Consider the following 17,986-nt stretch of genomic DNA (forward strand, 5'->3'; position numbering starts at 1 on the left):
TACTCCTTAGTCGTTTTTCATTTTGCGCAAACGCCAGAAATCACCTGCATAAGAACCTGTTCCTTCAATCAATAGTCTATCTGCCCCTTCATCGGGAAAGAGACGAGCAGTTACAACCTGTTGGCCTTCGTTGATAAATAGTTCGCAAACGGATTGATCCACGAAGAGCTGCAGAGTGAGGGGTTGATTTTTTTCGATCGAAACAGAACGGGTGGTTCCGTATTCTTGAGCAAAAGGACTGCCTGCGTTTGTGCGATCCATCTTAATCATACCATTTTTTGTATCAAAATCGATAACCAATGAGTGAGTCAATTTTTGATCGGCAAATACGTGCAGCTTGCCTTGACTGTCAGCTGGGAATTCTAAAATCATTTCGTAGCAATTGTTCGTTTCTTCCATTAAAGTTGTAGGCTGCGACGTTAAGTCACCTGTAAGCAGGGTATGCTCTTGGCGTAATTCAGCTTGTTCCTTGACTGGTGTTTGATACAATTTCTCGTTTTTCAACTTCAATTCTTTAACGATACTGAGACAATGAGCCCAGCCTTCATGGTCACTTGGGTAGGCAATCTCGGGTACGCCAATCCAGCTGACAGATAAAGCTCGTCCGTCAGGTGCATTGAAGGCTTGGGTTGCATAGACGTCAAAGCCTTCGTCCAGGTTTTTCAGTGCAGTTGGTTGAGTCAGAGTTAGTTTATCCGTGTCAAAGTTTTCAGCAACAATATAAGTATTCGGGTAAATATTTTGGTAATCCGTAATTTCTTTGTCTAGGCCTTGAGGGCAGAAAAGAAAGACAGGTGTTTCTTCAATAAAGACCAGATTGGGACATTCAACCATAAAGCCCATGGAATGATCAGCAAATCGCAGCTCGCCGCGAAATTCAAGACTTTCTAAGCTGTCACCAGAATAAGCTAAGACTTTTCCTTCAAGCTCATCCGTTTGGGCTCCAATCAGCAGCCAGTATTGATCTTGATACTTAAATACCTGCGGATCGCGAAACTCATGAGTATAACCCTTTGGCGGTGCAGGGATCAAGGGTTCCTCCGCTTTTATGATTTCCCCTTGTGTATTCATTGCTGCCAGCATTTGATAGGATTTCCGCTGCCAATTTTGATCCCGAACATTTCCGGTGTAAGTCAGTATCAGCTCATCATCAACTACAATTCCAGAACCGGAGTATACGCCGTGGCTGTCATAAGCCATATCAGGCAACAGGGCCAGCCCTTTAGACTGCCAATCTACCAGATTATTTGAAGTGACATGGTACCAAGACTTCACCCCATGGACAGGTCCCATTGGATAGGCTTGATAAAAAAGATGCCATTGGCCATTAAAATAGGAGAAGCCGTTGGGGTCATTCAAAAGACCGCTCTCCGGTTGAATATGGTAGTGCTGCCGCCAGCGAGAGTGATTGACTGTTTCAGTCAACAGCTGCTGATAGTTTTTGTCCCATTGATCATAAGGTTGATAACGTAGCGCATCGGTCCAGTTTTTAATTAATTCCATAAGTAAGCTCCCCTCTTAGAAAACGTATTCCTTCGCTATTAAGATACTTCATTCAAACTAAATTGTCAAACGTATATCATTATTAAAAGCAAACTTTTTGTTGGTTTCAAGCCGTTTATAGATTTTTATAAAAATATTTTTGATAAACGTTTGACATTTTGCTGATAACTTTGTATGATAAGAATGAAAAAAGCGATTACATGGGAAGGAGCTTAAATATGAATCATCAAAAGGTAGCACAGGAAGTAAACAAAGCAGTCGGGGAGGGGAACATTCAAGCCGCCGCCCACTGCGCCACTCGTTTACGTTTAGTTTTAAAAGACCCTAGCAAGGTTGATCATGCAGCATTAGATAATAACGAGGACGTTAAAGGAACCTTTGAAGCCAATGGACAATTTCAAATCATCATTGGTCCTGGGGATGTAAACAAGGTTTATGCTGAATTAGTTAAGCTGACGAATGTCAAGGAAGCATCTACAGAGGATTTGAAAGCTGTAGCGGCTGAAGGGAAAAAGACCAATCCAGTGATGGCCTTCATCAAGGTATTATCCGATATTTTTGTTCCAATTGTACCGGCTTTGGTTGCTGGCGGTTTGTTAATGGCGATCAACAATGTCTTAACGTCTCCTAATTTATTTGGCCCTCAATCAGTTGTTGAAATGTTTCCGAACATTCAGGATGTTGCCAGTATCATTAATCTGTTGTCTTCGGCACCATTCGCCTTCTTGCCAATTCTAGTTGGTTTCTCGGCGACAAAACGCTTTGGCGGGAATGGTTACCTTGGTGCTGCGATGGGGATGGTCATGGTTATGCCCGATCTAATCAATGGATATGGGGTTGCGAATGCGATTGCAGAAGGCACCATGCCTTATTGGAACATTTTTGGTTTAGAGGTTGCTCAAGCAGGGTATCAAGGCTCTGTGTTGCCAGTCCTGGCTGTTTCTTGGATTTTAGCAACCTTAGAGAAATTCTTCCATAAAAAAATCTCCGCAGCTTTTGATTATACCTTTACACCGATGTTAGCAATTATTATCACTGGATTCTTAACCTTTATTATCGTTGGACCAATCATGCGTACTGTTTCTGACGGTTTAACAGATGGACTGGTTTGGTTGTATGAAACAACCGGGGCAGTTGGCTTGGGGGTCTTTGGTTTATTCTATTCACCAATTGTTATTACTGGTTTGCACCAAAGCTTCCCGGCAATTGAAACCACTTTGCTGGCAGATGTTGCTCGAACTGGCGGATCGTTTATCTTCCCAGTTGCTTCCATGGCAAACATTGCACAAGGTGCTGCAACGTTAGCGATCTTTATTTTAACGAAAAATGAAAAACAAAAGAGCTTGGCATCTTCAGCAAGTATCTCCGCTTTACTAGGTATTACTGAACCAGCCATTTTCGGGATTAATTTGAAGCTGAAATTCCCATTCATTTGTGCCATGATTGCTTCAGGGATTGCCAGTGTATCTCTTGGTCTTTTCCATGTATTATCTGTAGCGATGGGACCAGCCAGTGTGATCGGATTTATCTCTATTGCACCAAAATCGATTCCTTTCTTCATGATTAGTGTAGTCATCAGCTTCGTACTAGGCTTTGGCTTGACCTTTGTTTATGGGAAGAAGAAAATGGACGTTCCAGTAACAGAAACGACGGACGGGGAAGCCGCAGTGGCAATCAATGAGAATCCAGATCAAGCAGTTGTCCTGCAAGATGAAGTATTGGCCACCGCAGTTGCTGGAAAAGTGATTCCTTTGAAAAAGGTCAATGACCCAGTGTTTTCAACTGAAATGATGGGCAAAGGTGTCGCAGTGCTTCCAGAAGACAATCAGGTTTTCGCACCAGCCGATGGGGTATTGACTGTGATGTATGATTCAAAACATGCGTATGGTATTCAATCAGACAGCGGAGCTGAGGTGTTGATCCATATTGGAATTGATACAGTGAATCTGGCAGGAAAATTCTTTACCACCAATAAAAAACGTGGTGAACGAGTGAAGAAAGGCGAATTGCTGGGAACCTTTGATCGTGATGCGATTAAGGAAGCTGGCTACGATGACACGGTCATGCTATTGGTGACCAATACGGCTGCCTATGGTGAAGTAGCTGTCTTAGATAAGACACAGATTGCTGCTGGTGAGGATTTAGTGGCAGTGAGCGAAGCCCATGCGTAATCCTTGGTGGCAGGAAGCCGTGATCTATCAAATATATCCTCGCAGTTTCCAAGACAGTAACCAAGATGGAATTGGTGACTTGAAGGGAATCACCCAAAGGCTAGATTATCTAGCCTTTTTGGGGATTGATGCTCTTTGGTTGAGCCCAGTTTATCGCTCGCCGAATGATGACAATGGCTACGATATTAGTGATTATGAAGCGATTGGTCCTGAATATGGCACGATGGAAGATATGGATCAATTGATCGAAGAGGCTGGAAAGCGTGGCATCAAGCTGGTGATGGATTTGGTGGTGAACCATACCTCTGATGAACATCCGTGGTTTCAAGAAGCCTTAAAAGGTCCGGAAAATCCTTACTATAATTTTTATGTTTGGCGAAGGGGCGTCAATGGCGGTCCACCAAATGAGTTGCAATCGAATTTCACCAGCTCGGCCTGGACCTATGTTCCTCATTTAGGTCACTATTATCTGCATCTGCATTCTAAAAAGCAGCCCGATCTCAATTGGGAAAATCCGCAAATGAAGCAGGCGATTTGGGACATGATGAACTATTGGTTAGCCAAAGGCATTGGCGGGTTTCGTTTAGATGTCATCGATTTGATTGGTAAGGATCCGGATAAAGCCATCACCAAAAATGGACCGAAGCTGCATGAGCTGTTGCAGGAAATGAACCAGCAAACCTTTGGCAACTATGATGTATTGACGGTTGGTGAGACCTGGGGAGCAACTCCAGAGATTGCGGAATTGTATTCGGGTCCTGATCGCCAGGAACTGTCAATGGTTTTCCAATTTGAACACATTAATTTGGATAAACAGTCGGGTAAACGCAAATGGGATTTGAAGGCTTTAGACCCGCAGGAGCTGCATGACGTATTTTCTAAATGGCAAGTTCAGCTGGATCAAAAGGGCTGGAACTCGCTGTTTTGGAATAACCATGATTTGCCGCGGACTATTTCTCGCTGGGGGGATGATTCGCCAGAGTTCCGGGAATTGAGCGGTAAGATGCTGGCCATCTATCTGCATTTCATGAAGGGGACTCCTTATATTTATCAAGGGGAAGAAATCGGCATGGTCAACTATCCGATTCAGTCGATTGAAGAGGTGGATGATATTGAAAGTATCCGTACCTACAACCATCGAATGGAGGAAGGGTATCCAGTCGAGGAGATCATTGCTTCGATTAATGCGAAGGGGCGGGACAACGCTCGCCATCCTATGCAATGGAATCAAGAAAAGAATGCTGGCTTTAGTGAAGCAGAGCCTTGGCTGCCAGTTCATTCCAATTATCCGACGATTAATGTTGAAGCTGCTTTGGCGGATAAGAACTCTCTTTTTTATACGTATCAGAAACTGATTCACCTTAGAAAAACGCACAAGGTTATTGTGTCTGGCGGCTATCAAGTAGTGGAGACCAATAATCCTGAGGTATTGGCTTATCGGCGCTTAGATGACAAGGAAGAGATTCTGACAGTGGTTAACTTTTCTAAGGCAAGCCAAAGCTATTCATTGGAACAGACTTGGCCAGAGGGAGAAGCATTGATTCATAACTACGCTGAAAGTCCTCAGCAATGGACGCAATTGAAGCCTTACGAGGCATATGCAATAAAGCGTAATAAATAAAAAGACTCCCTTGCAGCGATTGAAATCACTGCAAGGGAATCTTTGGGTTAACATTTTTTCCAGTGGAACAGCAGGGTAGCAAAGTCTTCCTTGATTCGGGGAATCGCAATGCCGGCATGATTCAATTCGGCACCAGAGATTTGCTGGCCGGTTTCCAGGTCTTCATAAAGGGCTTGCTCCTCTAAATAGTGCGTCTTCAAATACGTAACGGGTACAGCCGGGCGAGCTAAGCCATTGAAGTAGATAACTGCAGCTTCGTCCTCGCTGACAATCAGCCAGGCAGTAGCGAAGAAATCATTAGCTGGCTGCAATCGATAGAAGCGGCCAAATTGGAATAGGGTACGATGCTTCTTATAAAAAGTGATTTGCTGCGCAATTTCTTCCAGTTCATTGGCAGGTAAAGCTGTGAGATCCAGCTCATAGCCAAAATTTCCGCTCATGGCAATTAAGCCGCGGGTATGCAGATTGGTGCTTCGCCCTACCTGATGATTCGGCACAGGTGAAACGTGTGCTCCCATCATGATTGGTGGATACAAATAGCTATAGCCATACTGGATTTGACTGCGGCAAAGGGCATCGGTATTATCACTGGTCCAGGTTTGAGGCATGTAATGCATCATGCCTGGATCAAAACGACCACCGCCGCTGGAGCAGTTTTCGAATAGACACTCGGGATACTTGCTGGTGATTGCCTCCAGCACGCGGTAAAGACCTAATACGTACCGATGAGTAATTTCTTTTTGCTGGGCAGCAGGGAAGGCTAGACTGCCAACCTCAGTCAAATGACGATTCATATCCCATTTAATGTAGTCGATTTTACCAGTGGACAAATAGCTGCTAAGCATATCAATCAGGAAATCCTGAACAGCTGTCTGGCTTAAGTCTAAGACATATTGTCGGCGGCCCTCGGTCAATGGATATTGGGGAACCTGCAGTGCCCAGTCGGGATGTTCTTCAAACAACTGACTGTTTTTTGAGATCATTTCTGGTTCAAACCATAGGCCAAACTGCAGGCCCTTTTGTTGGATTTTATCTGCCAGACCCGCAATCCCTTGAGGCAGTTTTTCCTGATTTTCATGCCAGTCGCCTAAAGAGGAAGCATCGTCGTTACGTTGACCAAACCAGCCATCGTCTAGAACAAATAGTTCAATCCCGGTTTCCTTGGCTAGATCAGCCTGCTTTAGCAGATCAGCTTCATGGAAATCGAAATAATTTGCTTCCCAGGTATTCAGCAGAATTGGTCGTTCCTTGTTTTGCCAGCTGCTAGGAATTAAGTGCTGCTGATAAAGGTCGTGAAAGGTTTGCGACATTCCATTGAAGCCAGTTGTTGAATAATTCAGTACCACTTCCGGTGTTTGGAAGGCTTGTTTAGGTTCTAAGCACCATTCGAAGGTTTCCGACTGAATGCCCATTTGCACTCGGCTGGAGCCGTATTGTTCAACCTCAACCTGAGCTGTGAAGTTGCCGCTGTAGATAAAGTGAAAGGCATACACTTCTCCTTGAAATTCGGTGGTGCTGGGATCTGCCAGGGCCAAGAAGGGCTGATGCTGAGGACTGCTGGTTCCTCGGGAGCTTTCAATTTTTTGAATCCCTGCGTGCAAGGCTTGTCGAGAAAGATTCGCTTCATTCGTATGGGCCCCATTTAAGGTAATCAAATCAAAATGAGTAGTTGGCAAATCCAGCATCATAGAGCCGGCATTTTCTAAAACGACTGTTTCAGTTCCCTGATTATGGAAACGAACGCTGCGAGTGATAACTGGCTGATCTTCGTAAAGAGAATAAACCAGCACCATTTCCAAATCTTGGACAGCATCGTATAAAGTTATTTCTAAGGTAGTGGCTTCTTTGCTTCGCAGGCTAGGCAGACCGTCTAAGGCTGGTTTGACGGAAGAAATTTTATGGCTGCGGTAAAAGAAATTGGTTATGTTAGAACCATTCGCTGAACGAATTTGATAGTTGCTGATACGGTGGTCTCCGGTTCCTTGGGTACTTGTTTCCATCGGCAAGGCATTTAACGAAAAGGTACGATCGCTTTCATCGGGATTGGTAGCAAAACCGCGGTCAATCCGCTGCAGGGCGTTGCTGCCAGTATAAAAAGGCAATGCTTGGCCAAAGTAACGATGGGTAAGGTAGCGCTCCTTTTCAATCCCAATGACGTAACTAATCTGGGCATTGGATAGGTGAAATACTTGTTTTTTAGAATCGAATAAAATGGGCATGAAATCTGCTCCCTTCTTCTGTATACTGTAAGCATAAGCAATCCATCAGCGACAAACAAGAAGAAATAATTGTAGGTATGAGGTAAAAAATTGCAAAACTATTTTTCGCATAACTATTACTATTTGGATCATTATTCGTTGCCGTATTTACAGGGGATCGGCTACGGACATGGCAGTGAAAGTTATTACTGGGACAGCCGAAAAAGAAAAGATAATCTGATTGTTCTGCAGTATACATTGGCGGGAACAGGGATCTTTGAAATGTCTGATCAGAGGATTCAGCAGCAGGCGGGCAGTTTTTTTCTGACGGAGGTTCCGGGAGAGTGCCGCTATTACGGGCAAGAAGACTGGCAGTTTTTGTTCTTTGAGTTTTCTAAAGAGATGATTCCCTGGTTTTATCCAGTCAATCAAAGCCATCATAACTGCTCCGCGCATTTTCAGCAGTATTTATTAACCCTGACAGAGCAGCTAAGAGCGCTTTCTGAGCTGGACTTTTTTGTTAATACGCAGGCAGCGTATCAATTAATTATTGAGCTGAAAAAAGAATTGCTGACGAGGAAAACGGAGGAACATCCAGTTGCTGAGCAAATAAAAAGTTATTTGGAACAGCATTATCAGGAATCCATCGGACTAACGGAGATTGAAGAAGTGCTTCAGCTGTCCAAGTACAAAAGTATTCGCTTGTTTGAACAGGCTTTTGACAGTTCACCCATGGCGTATTTGAAGCGGTATCGCTTGATGCGGGCGTTGCCTTTGTTGCTGGAGGGCCAGCGTACGGTTGATGAAGTTGCCCAGCAGGTGGGTTTTTCTAATGGGAATTATTTTGCTAAAGTGTTTAAGATAGAACTGGGAATGACACCTAGCGACTATCAAAAAAATAAACAATTATTTACAGAGCCCAGCTCCACTGAGTAGGAGGGGCAATGAATGAAAAAACTGAGGAGTGACAACATGGTATACGGATCAATTGAAGCAGGTGGCACAAAGTTTGTTTGTGCGATCGGTGACAGCGACTTAAACATTACAAAACGGGTGAGTTTCCCTACCACTACCCCTGAGGAAACCATGAAGCTGGTGGTTGATTTCTTTAAAGATTATCAGGTGGAATTGGAAAGTATCGGGATTGGTTCCTTTGGTCCGATCGATATTCATCGGGATTCACCAACTTATGGGTATATTACTTCAACCCCTAAACTGGCATGGCAGAACTTTGATTTTGTCGGTACGTTGAAAAAAGAATTCAATATTCCGATGGCATGGACCACTGACGTAAATGCGGCATGTTATGGCGAGTATATCGCTGGAGAAGGCCAAGGCTATTCTAGTGTCGTTTATTATACAGTTGGAACCGGTGTTGGCGGAGGTGCGCTGCAAGACGGTGTTTTCGTGGAAGGCTTCAGTCATCCGGAAATGGGGCATATGCTGGTACGCAACCATCCGGAAGATTCTTTTGAAGGCAATTGCCCGTTCCACAAAACTTGTTTGGAAGGCATGGCAGCTGGACCAGCGATGGAAAAACGATCTGGTCAAAAAGGTCAGGATTTAGCAGCGGATGATCCAAACTGGGATATTGAAGCGTATTATCTGGCACAGTGTGCCTACAATACTACGTTGATGCTGTCACCAGACAAGATTATTTTTGGTGGCGGAATCATGAAGCAGAAGCAATTAATGCCTAAGATCTACAAAGCCTTTGACGAATTAATGCAAGGCTATGTTAAAACACCGAAGCTAGAGGACTATATTGTGACACCAGAATTAGGCGATAATGCAGGAACCGTTGGCTGTTTAGCTTTAGCTAGAGACAGCAAGCTGCATTCATAAAAAGGGGTCAGCCAAATGGATAAACAACAAGTGATTCAAGATGAACAAGAAGTAGTTTTTACTGAATTTACCCATGAGCTGGGTTTTAAAATTGCACAGCGAATCGTTGAAAAGGTCAAAGAGCGTCAGCTAAAAAGTGTCGGCGTCCGTATTCTTTTAGATGATCTGCTGGTTTTTCAATATTTAATGGATGGCAAAACGGAAGACAATTGGCTGAAGCGCAAAGAAAAGACGGTTTTAGACAGTGGACACTCTTCGCTGTATATTTTTTTCCACCAGGATGAGTACAATGATTGGGTTAACGATGAGCAGTATGCTGTTTGTGGTGGCGGTTTTCCAATTATTATTAAAGGTGAAGTTCGGGGTGTGATCGGAGTTTCAGGATTGAAGCATGATGAAGACCATGTGCTATTAACAGAGACGGTTCGGGAGTTTATTTAAGAATTGGAGAAATGGAACAGGAGGGAATGCTGATAAAGCAGCTTTTTTGTTTCATTTTTATTCAGGCAACCAACAGTTGCGTGCCTCTGCACTAGGATTTGGTACACTGATAGTAGGAGGTGGCCAACATGCAAATTAATCAATTACTAAAAATGCGACGCCTAGAAGCCAACTGGACTCAGCAGGAATTAGCTGATCAATTATACTTATCCAGACAGGCAGTGGCCAAATGGGAGAACGGCGAGGCAGTACCAAGTATTGATAATCTGATTCTATTAAGTGATTTGTACAATGTTTCGTTGGACGAGTTGGTTCAAGGAAGTCCTTTTTTTAAAAAGCCTTATGTCGTAGGCAAAGGAATGTTTCGGATAAGCTATGGAAAAATCTGGTTTTTCTGGCTGATGTTTTTCGTGCTGGTTCCGCTTTTGGGCTTCTCACTGGTGATCTCGCTCGTGATAATCGCTTTGATTATACTGATCACTTTAGCCAACCTGCCGATGCTAGTTGACGATTACTGGGTCATTCACCAGCAAGCAATTACTGTTGAACGATTTGCCAGCAATCCCTTTAAATTGGCTTTGCAAATAATCAGAAAAAGAAGCGATCAAGCGAGCTTAACCTATGAAATGATCGAATCGTTTGAGATCATCTATATCATTCGGAAACGCTTTTCACCGATCGATCTAAACAAAGACCCCTTTTACTTATTGGTAAAAACCAAAGAACAAGGATCGTTTTCGCTGGATTTACCTGCCGATGCCAGGGAGTTTTTGCCGCAGTTTGCTGCTTTTATGGAAAGAAAAGGCATTCCGGTGAAAGACCCTGATGTCCTTCTGCCAGAGCTGATCCAAGGGCATTCGCTTTATGAGTATATGCATCAAAAAGAAGCGGGTTCGCATTAAGCGAATCTGCTTCTTTTTTGTCTACGTTCCAAGCGTTGATAAATCCAACTAGCTAGGCCGCCGAATAGCAATGGTCCAATGATCAAGGTGAAGAAATTCAGATAATTTCCAACTTTTAGTGGTTCATAAATCTGAAAGGCAATCGCCAGAAAGATACAAGCACAAACACTCAAGGAAAGACTATAATTAATGGACTTTCGATGAATTAACAGCTCGCAAGGTTGAACGATGCCCTTTTGGAGGAAGAAAGGAAAGCTCATCGCGACGATAAAGTAAGGTAGTGCCCGCGAAACATTAGTCATATAGGTCAGCTGATTAAACAAATCACCAACAAAAGAATGATTCAATGATAATGCAACAATACATAAAGCCAATAACAGCGACTGGAACCACAAGGCTTTCGCCGGCATTTGCTGCTTGTTTAAGCGTACCAGTTTCTGCGGCCAAAGCTCCTTTGGAGTGCCTTGGATCAAGCTTTTCAGTGGACCGTAAGTGATTGACGACAATAAGCTGAGGTAAGACACAAACATTGTAAGAGCTGTGTAACGAATGTACACTTGATAGAGCAGCTGACCTTGACTGCTGTTTAAATCTAAAACCTTGCTTAAAGAATGAGCCGTACTTCCAACCAGGCCGTACATCAAGTTCCCTAAATGCATCTGATTACCGCCGCGCAACTGCTCTAGATTTGTCGCACCACTCCACAAGATAATCCCGCTAAAGTACAGCAAGAGGATCAATCCGGCACTATAAACAACCGCTTTAGGAAAACGGGTTTGACTTTCTTTCGTACGATCGGCTAAACTGGCAACGGTATCCAAACCGCCAAAGGCCGTAATGGAAAAAATGAAAAAGGGCAGCTGAGATAGAAAGTGTTCGTTAGTATCAGTAAAAAAATTAGGGGCATGTAAACTTTCAGCGATGTTGGCAGCAACCTGCTCTGGCTGATGCAAGATAATCGCCAGATTACTTAGTAAAGATAGCAGAAGCAAACCGATCATGGCATAGCCACTAAGCTTCAAAAAAGATACGATCGTTTGAAAACCGCGATTGATCAAGCCTGTCAAAAGGAAGACCGCAAAAATCGAAAAACAAACCAACCAAACCTGGGGGGGCAGCCCCAGCCAGTGAATTTTTCCGGTCAGATCCTGCCCAAATAACAGAACCGATAACGGAATCAGCAGCTTCATAAACAAACTGATCATCCAGATAAAGTAGCTGCAATACCACAAAAAGGCTGTTACAAAGGCCGTTTTAGGCGATAAAGAATCCTTTAGCCAATCGTAAATTGATCCGGAAAGGCGGGCATATTTTTTTGTATATTGTGCTACGATGATCGCATATGGAATGAAGTAACAGCCTGCACTTATGAAAAACCAAATCAGAGAACGACTGCCCATCATAAAAAAGGCGGTCGTCATACTAGAAAAAGAGAATACGGTTGTAGTGATGATCAATACTAAATTTGGCAAGGAGAGATTCTTGCGCATTTTTTCACGCACCTTCCACTGAACTTCTGGTATGATGATACTGAATCATTGTCTACTAATAGTAGTGAAACACATAACAAACTTCAAGAGGTCAATAAATAATTAGGGAATTGGAGTAATCGAAGATGGAATCGATAGAGAAATGGTTAAAAGACCATCAGGAAAAGTGGGCCTGCGATTTTTTAGGGATTGCTATGGATGCAGCACCGGAAAATGCTCCAAAAGAAATTCGTTGGCTTCATGTAGTAGGAAATCAAAGTGAAGCCTATAAAAATATCCGTTTACAAGTTGGGCGGGGAATTGCTGGAATGGTTTGGAAAACAGCACGCAAGCAATTGGATGAACGAATTTTTGATCAGCCAGATAAATTAATTGAATACCCGATTGCACGTCTTGAAAAGCTGCATACTGCTTTAGCTGTGCCTGTCATGAGTCAACAGGTAGTATTTGCAGTGTTAATGAGCGGGTACCGTGACGACCATCCATTCACTTCTGAAGAACAAGCAGAAGTGGAGTCAGCAGCCGTGGAACTCAACCAACTATTAGAGGAGTGAAATCCGTTTGCTTCAGTTAGATAATTCATTGTTTCAAACTATTCAGGAACCGATATGGGTGATTGATCAAAAAGGTCAACAAATTGCTAAAACACACATGGCAGAAGAGATTGAAACCAACTATCGGTTTAAGCTGCAAGCTGTCTTAGATATCAGCCGCGGAAAAGGCTGTGCGCTGCATAGTACGAAAGAAGAGTGTCTCAATTGTCCTTTGGAAGGGAACCTGTCTCCATCAGGCTTTCCGTTCGTTTTGTTGTCAAAAGAAGAAAGGCCTGAAGAATTTTGGGGACGTGTCGATGAAAACAGGGACCAACTAATATTGCAGATTCGAAACAAGACGAATGTGGATAGCCAGGATTCTTTGTTTGAGTATTTAAACAATGTTCGAGAATTGGAACGGAAAAAAATTGCGCAGGATTTACATGATGGCATTGCACAGAGTGTTTATGGTCTGATGCTAGAGACTCGTGGGTTAAAATGGGTCTCTGAAGCGCAAAGAGCAAGGAAAATGCAGCTGATCGATCAACATTTTACAGAAGTATTGAAGGAGATCAAAGATTTAGCAGGAGAATTACGTCCGATGGCAATTGACGAGTTTGGTCTTGTTCAAGCACTGGAGCAATTCATTGAAAGGACCAGAGAAATGACTGGCTTTGAGATTGATTTGATTGTTTTAGGGGTGAAGCAGCCTCTAACAGAAGCAGTCCGTATCTCTATTTACCGAATTGTTCAAGAGGCGGCTTCGAATGCGATGAAATATTCAGGGGAGAATAGTCTTGAACTGATTTTAGATTTTAAAGATGAAGCCTTGCTGGTTCGCATTCGGGATCAAGGAAAGGGCTTCGATCTGATCCAGCATGAAAGTGGCTTTGGCTTAGTAAATATGAAAGAACGTGCCCACTCGATCGGCAGTCACTTGACAGTGGATTCAAAGCGTGGACAAGGAACCGTGGTCCAAATGCAGATTCCTTTAAAGGAGGGACAAACTGAGAATGAACATTCTGATAGCAGATGACCATGTGATGATCAGAAATGCATTGGCTTTTTTGATCAACGCTCAAGCCGATATGCAAGTGGTAGCAGATGCGGCTGATGGTCATGAGGTTTTCATAACTGTAGAAAACAATACTATTGATATTGTTTTGATCGATATCAGTATGCCTCCAGGGGAAAATGGATTGTTGACAACGAAGCGTTTAAAGGAATCCTTTCCTGAGGTGAAAGTCATCATTTTAACGATGCATGATGAACGGTCTTATGTTCGTGAAGCATTGGAGGCACAAGCAGATGGCTTTTTATTAAAAACAGCCAACGATGAGACTTTAATTGAAGCGATTCGCAGAGTGTATCAGGGCGAACGTTTCTATGATGGATACACAGAGCATACGTTAAGCGAAATCGCATTGGAAAAAGAAGATCCTTTGTATGCCAGTCTATCCAAACGTGAGAAAGAAATTTTGCCGCTGATTGCACTGGGATATAACAATAAACAAATTGCAGAACGGTTATTTATATCAGTCAAAACGGTTGAAGTCCATAAAGCCAACGTACGGAAAAAACTTAAATTAGAAAGCTATGCCAGCCTGCTGCAATACAGCTTGAAGCATCATCTGATCGATTTTTAGGAGGAGAAGCAGTGAAAGGAATCATTTTTGTTTTGCATGGCCGAAAAAACAAAATCTCAACAGCAAATTTATCTGTCATTAATAAAATAGCATCCAAATTAGAGGAGCCGTATGAAATCGGTCTTTTAGAGGGGGAACATCAAACGCTGGAAGATGCGGTGAAAGCATTGCTGAATAAACAGGTGGAAGAAATCATTTTTCTGCCGATTCTGTTATTTCCAGCTACGCATGCGAAGGAGGAGCTGCCGGAGCGAGCGGAAGGAATGCTGCAGAATAAAATCCCTTATCAAGTGCTGAACACTTTGGGTACTACTCAGGCAATTAAGGAGTACGTCATTGATCAAATTGAACAGCATAGTGCAGCGGAGCAAGATGTCTTGTTGATTGCCCACGGAACGCCGCACTATGAAGAGCCTTATCTGCAACTAAAGCAATTAGCAAATGAGGTAGCCGATGCGACAGGCAAGCAGGTTTACCCTGCGCATTATCACGGAGAACACCTTTACCAAGAAATATTAGCGAAGCACCCTGAGCCATTGATCATTCAACCTTTATTCTTAACTTCGGGGTATTTAGCTAAGAAAATTAAGAATGAAATCTGTGAAAAAAGAGGAGCGATTGATGAACTGCTGCCTACCTTACAGAATCAGCCAGCTTTAGAAGAAGCCATCATCGAACGACTGAAAGACGTACATTCGTATTGAACTTAGTTAAAAGAACTGAAGGACGACCGAAAGCCATGCAGCTTCCGGTCTTTTTGTTACCAAAAACACCTGTTTTTGTAAAATATTTTGAGCTTTTCTGAAAACAAATAGGGGATTCCCTAATATAAATCATTCACCATTTCCTTTATTGTGATGTTATGAACAAACAATAAGCTGGTTGAGGTGGAAATGAATGAAAGAACGTTTAGTTGTCATTGGCAATGGGATGGCAGGTGTGCGTACAGTAGAAGAAATTCTGGAGCGTGATCCTGACCGTTACGAAATTACGATTATTGGCAATGAAGAATACCCAAATTACAATCGCATTATGCTGTCAAATGTTTTGCAAAAGAAAATGACGGTGGATGAGATCATCACAAATCCCTTGGATTGGTACGAAGAAAATCAGATTTTCTTAATTAACAACAATCCAGCGGTGGGTGTGGATACAGAATTGAAAACTGTTACCACCGAATCAGGGGAATCCGTTCCTTATGACAAATTGATTATGGCTACTGGCTCACATCCATTTATCCTGCCGATTCCTGGTGCGGATAAAGAGGGCGTTGTGGCGTTTCGGACCATCGATGATACGGCTGAAATGCTGGCGGCTTCTGTCAAATATAAAAAAGCAGTGGTTATTGGCGGCGGACTTCTAGGTTTAGAAGCAGCTAAGGGGTTGCAGGAGCAAGGCATGGACGTCACCGTTGTTCATTTGGCGAAATGGTTGATGGAAACTCAATTGGATGAAAAAGCCGGCAAACTGCTGCAGGCTGAGCTGGAGGATCAAGGTTTGAAGTTCTTGATGGAATACAGCACCCAAGAAATTTTAGGGGATCAACGAGTTACTGGCATGCGGTTTTCTAATGAAACGGAAATTGAAACAGATTTAATCGTAATGTCGATTGGGATTCGTCCGGCCGTTGAGCTTGCGCGCGAAATCGGCTTAGCAGTCAATCGCGGCATCGTAGTGGATGACTACATGGCTACCAGCCTGCCAGATATTTATGGTGTTGGTGAATGTGTGGAGCATAACGGGATTTGCTACGGGTTAGTTGCGCCATTGTTTGAACAAGGCAAGATTTTGGCGGATGTTTTAACTGGTCAAGCTGAAGTGAAGGCTTACCAAGGGTCTAAGACCTTTACCTCACTGAAAGTATCGGGAGCAGACCTGTATTCAGCTGGCAACATCTTAAACACTGAAGGCATGGACAGTATCGAAGCCTTTGACAGCGCATCTCGGAAATACAAAAAAATATTTCTAAAAGACGGCAAAATTCAAGGGATCGTGCTGTACGGCGATACGGATGACGGCAGCCGTTACTACAACATGATGAAAAAAGGCCAAACGATTGAAGATCTGCAGTCAATCGCAGTCTTACAGGCAATCGGTGAAGGTGCTGGTATGGGTCAAGATGTCATTGAATGGGATGACGACGAAACAGTCTGCGGCTGTAACGGTGTTGAAAAGGGTAAAATCCTGCAATCTATTCGAGAAAAAGGCCTAACGAGTGTCTCAGAAGTTGGTAAAGTAACCAAAGCTGGAACCTCCTGCGGAAAATGTAAGCCGCAGGTTCAAACCTTACTGGAGTATGAATTAGGGGATGCAGTAACGACTGCCACCGGCATTTGTCCTTGTACCGATCTGAATCGTGATCAAGTAGTGACCCAAATTTATGCGAAGCATTTAACCAGCACGCAAGCAGTTTTTGACGCGTTAGAATGGCGCAATGCTGAAGGCTGTTCGAAATGCCGTCCAGCAGTTAACTTCTACTTAAATGTCGCTTGGCCAGAGGAGCATGAAGATGAAAGAGACTCACGGGTTGCCAATGAACGGATGCATGCCAACATTCAAAAGGACGGCACCTTCTCGGTAGTTCCAAGAATGCGTGGCGGCCAAACCTCTCCTCAGCAGTTAATGAAATTAGCGCAAGTCGCTGAACGCTACAATGTGCCATTAGTTAAAGTGACCGGCTCACAACGAATCGGGTTATATGGGGTCAAAAAAGAAGACTTGCCGAAAATATGGGAAGAGCTGGATATGATAGCTGCCCAAGCTTACGGTAAAGTGTTCCGTTCAGTGAAAACCTGTGTCGGTCAAAGCTTCTGCCGCTTTGGTACTCAAAAAACGATGGAGCTGGGTGTGCGCATCGAAGAAAATTTCGAATACATTGATACTCCGCATAAATTCAAGGTCGGTGTTTCTGGCTGCCCACGAAGCTGCGTCGAATCAGCAGTCAAGGACTTCGGAATTATCGGTGTTGAAAATGGCTTCCAAATCATGATCGGCGGAAACGGCGGGACTGAATTGGTAGAAGCACAGCACTTGATAACCGCTGAAACAGAAGATGAAGTAGTTGATCTTTGCGGTGCGATGCTGCAATACTACCGCGAAACGGGCATCTACGGCGAACGAACAGCACCATGGGTAGAACGCATGGGCTTTGAAAACGTAAAAACTGTCTTACTAGATGCTGATAAACGCAAAGAGTTGTGGGAAGGTTTGAATAAAGCCATTGCAGCGAAAGGGCGTAACGACGCATGGGGACCAATCACAAAAGACGTTGATTTGCGTGAGAAAATGTACACCATCGAAAAACCAGAATTAGTAGGAGTAGGTGAATAATATGCGCGTATTAGCAACTAAAAAATCGAAACTTATTCCTCGTATCGGCCGCCCAGTCGTCCTTGAGGATCAAAAAATTGCGATTTTCCAAGTCAGCGATGGCCGCATTTTTGCTATTGAAGACTACTGCCCATTAACGAACGCACCTGTTTTAGAAGGCATCGTTTCTGGCGAATATTTATACGAACCCATGCGGGAATACAAGATATCTCTGGTTGACGGTGTGATTCAAGAGCCGGATGAGGGCCAGCTGAAGGTTTATCCAGTTGAAGTGATTGACGACGACATTTTTGTAGAGGTGTAGCG

15 protein-coding genes are annotated in these 17,986 nt (G+C 43.5%); 12 read left to right on the forward strand and 3 right to left on the reverse strand.

Features of this window, described 5'->3' with window-relative positions:
- Positions 1 to 6: 6 nt before the first annotated feature.
- A complete protein-coding gene (locus NRIC_RS16285) occupies positions 7 to 1,503 on the reverse strand; it encodes a sucrose-6-phosphate hydrolase (protein ID WP_146623770.1) in 1,497 nt (498 codons plus the stop codon).
- Positions 1,504 to 1,721: 218 nt separating this feature from the next.
- Between NRIC_RS16285 and NRIC_RS16290 the strand changes: the two genes are divergently transcribed.
- Together NRIC_RS16290 and NRIC_RS16295 are read left to right on the forward strand one after the other, a co-directional pair.
- The gene (locus NRIC_RS16290) at positions 1,722 to 3,674 is read left to right on the forward strand and encodes a sucrose-specific PTS transporter subunit IIBC (RefSeq protein ID WP_146623771.1); all 1,953 of its coding nucleotides are present in this window, start codon (positions 1,722 to 1,724) and stop codon (positions 3,672 to 3,674) included.
- On the forward strand, positions 3,667 to 5,295 hold the full coding sequence (locus NRIC_RS16295) for a glycoside hydrolase family 13 protein (RefSeq protein WP_146623772.1): 1,629 nt from the start codon (positions 3,667 to 3,669) through the stop codon (positions 5,293 to 5,295). The genes NRIC_RS16290 and NRIC_RS16295 overlap by 8 nt, the downstream gene beginning before the upstream one ends.
- A 47-nt stretch (positions 5,296 to 5,342) precedes the next feature.
- Here the strand turns inward: NRIC_RS16295 and NRIC_RS16300 are convergent, their stop codons facing one another.
- Positions 5,343 to 7,514: an alpha-galactosidase gene (locus NRIC_RS16300; RefSeq protein ID WP_146623773.1), complete on the reverse strand. Its 2,172-nt coding sequence runs from the start codon at positions 7,512 to 7,514 to the stop codon at positions 5,343 to 5,345.
- Positions 7,515 to 7,604: 90 nt separating this feature from the next.
- On the opposite strand from NRIC_RS16300, the gene NRIC_RS16305 reads away from it, so the two are divergent.
- The 4 genes from NRIC_RS16305 to NRIC_RS16320 all read left to right on the forward strand — a co-directional run bounded on the left by NRIC_RS16305 (position 7,605) and on the right by NRIC_RS16320 (position 10,681).
- Positions 7,605 to 8,429, forward strand: a complete 825-nt coding sequence (locus NRIC_RS16305) for an AraC family transcriptional regulator (protein WP_146623774.1) — start codon at positions 7,605 to 7,607, stop codon at positions 8,427 to 8,429.
- Between the two features lie 36 nt (positions 8,430 to 8,465).
- A complete protein-coding gene (gene scrK, locus NRIC_RS16310; protein WP_146623807.1) occupies positions 8,466 to 9,338 on the forward strand; it encodes a fructokinase ScrK in 873 nt (290 codons plus the stop codon).
- 15 nt (positions 9,339 to 9,353) lie between these two features.
- Complete coding sequence (locus NRIC_RS16315; protein ID WP_146623775.1) at positions 9,354 to 9,779, forward strand: heme-binding protein; 426 nt, start codon at positions 9,354 to 9,356, stop codon at positions 9,777 to 9,779.
- A 128-nt stretch (positions 9,780 to 9,907) separates the two neighbouring features.
- Positions 9,908 to 10,681, forward strand: a complete 774-nt coding sequence (locus NRIC_RS16320) for a helix-turn-helix domain-containing protein (RefSeq protein WP_146623776.1) — start codon at positions 9,908 to 9,910, stop codon at positions 10,679 to 10,681.
- Here NRIC_RS16320 and NRIC_RS16325 read toward each other — a convergent pair.
- Positions 10,678 to 12,171: an amino acid permease gene (locus NRIC_RS16325; protein WP_146623777.1), complete on the reverse strand. Its 1,494-nt coding sequence runs from the start codon at positions 12,169 to 12,171 to the stop codon at positions 10,678 to 10,680. The two genes, NRIC_RS16320 and NRIC_RS16325, sit on opposite strands and share 4 nt — an antisense overlap.
- A gap of 125 nt (positions 12,172 to 12,296) precedes the next feature.
- Between NRIC_RS16325 and NRIC_RS16330 the strand changes: the two genes are divergently transcribed.
- From NRIC_RS16330 to NRIC_RS16355, 6 genes are all read left to right on the forward strand, one after another.
- A complete protein-coding gene (locus NRIC_RS16330) occupies positions 12,297 to 12,725 on the forward strand; it encodes a GAF domain-containing protein (RefSeq protein ID WP_146623778.1) in 429 nt (142 codons plus the stop codon).
- A 7-nt stretch (positions 12,726 to 12,732) separates the two neighbouring features.
- On the forward strand, positions 12,733 to 13,740 hold the full coding sequence (locus tag NRIC_RS16335; protein ID WP_146623779.1) for a sensor histidine kinase: 1,008 nt from the start codon (positions 12,733 to 12,735) through the stop codon (positions 13,738 to 13,740).
- Positions 13,718 to 14,350 (forward strand): response regulator transcription factor, encoded by a 633-nt coding sequence (locus NRIC_RS16340; protein ID WP_146623780.1) that lies wholly within the window; start codon positions 13,718 to 13,720, stop codon positions 14,348 to 14,350. Before NRIC_RS16335 ends, NRIC_RS16340 begins: the two co-directional genes overlap by 23 nt.
- 11 nt (positions 14,351 to 14,361) lie before the next feature.
- Positions 14,362 to 15,054: a sirohydrochlorin chelatase gene (locus NRIC_RS16345; RefSeq protein ID WP_146623781.1), complete on the forward strand. Its 693-nt coding sequence runs from the start codon at positions 14,362 to 14,364 to the stop codon at positions 15,052 to 15,054.
- Positions 15,055 to 15,247: 193 nt separating this feature from the next.
- Complete coding sequence (nirB, locus tag NRIC_RS16350; protein ID WP_146623782.1) at positions 15,248 to 17,680, forward strand: nitrite reductase large subunit NirB; 2,433 nt, start codon at positions 15,248 to 15,250, stop codon at positions 17,678 to 17,680.
- A gap of 1 nt (position 17,681) precedes the next feature.
- Complete coding sequence (locus NRIC_RS16355) at positions 17,682 to 17,984, forward strand: nitrite reductase (NAD(P)H) small subunit (protein ID WP_146623783.1); 303 nt, start codon at positions 17,682 to 17,684, stop codon at positions 17,982 to 17,984.
- Positions 17,985 to 17,986: the final 2 nt, after the last annotated feature.

Origin of the sequence: Enterococcus florum, from assembly GCF_004309355.1 — a bacterium.
Taxonomy (GTDB): domain Bacteria; phylum Bacillota; class Bacilli; order Lactobacillales; family Enterococcaceae; genus Enterococcus_A; species Enterococcus_A florum.

Coding starts and splice junctions, on each gene's coding strand:
- NRIC_RS16340 (WP_146623780.1), top strand. CDS start 13,718: ATGAACATTCTGATAGCAGATGACCATGTGATGATCAGAAATGCATTG.
- NRIC_RS16315 (WP_146623775.1), top strand. CDS start 9,354: ATGGATAAACAACAAGTGATTCAAGATGAACAAGAAGTAGTTTTTACT.
- NRIC_RS16325 (WP_146623777.1), bottom strand. CDS start 12,171: ATGCGCAAGAATCTCTCCTTGCCAAATTTAGTATTGATCATCACTACA.
- NRIC_RS16290 (WP_146623771.1), top strand. CDS start 1,722: ATGAATCATCAAAAGGTAGCACAGGAAGTAAACAAAGCAGTCGGGGAG.
- NRIC_RS16355 (WP_146623783.1), top strand. CDS start 17,682: ATGCGCGTATTAGCAACTAAAAAATCGAAACTTATTCCTCGTATCGGC.
- NRIC_RS16320 (WP_146623776.1), top strand. CDS start 9,908: ATGCAAATTAATCAATTACTAAAAATGCGACGCCTAGAAGCCAACTGG.
- nirB (WP_146623782.1), top strand. CDS start 15,248: ATGAAAGAACGTTTAGTTGTCATTGGCAATGGGATGGCAGGTGTGCGT.
- NRIC_RS16330 (WP_146623778.1), top strand. CDS start 12,297: ATGGAATCGATAGAGAAATGGTTAAAAGACCATCAGGAAAAGTGGGCC.
- scrK (WP_146623807.1), top strand. CDS start 8,466: ATGGTATACGGATCAATTGAAGCAGGTGGCACAAAGTTTGTTTGTGCG.
- NRIC_RS16300 (WP_146623773.1), bottom strand. CDS start 7,514: ATGCCCATTTTATTCGATTCTAAAAAACAAGTATTTCACCTATCCAAT.
- NRIC_RS16285 (WP_146623770.1), bottom strand. CDS start 1,503: ATGGAATTAATTAAAAACTGGACCGATGCGCTACGTTATCAACCTTAT.
- NRIC_RS16295 (WP_146623772.1), top strand. CDS start 3,667: ATGCGTAATCCTTGGTGGCAGGAAGCCGTGATCTATCAAATATATCCT.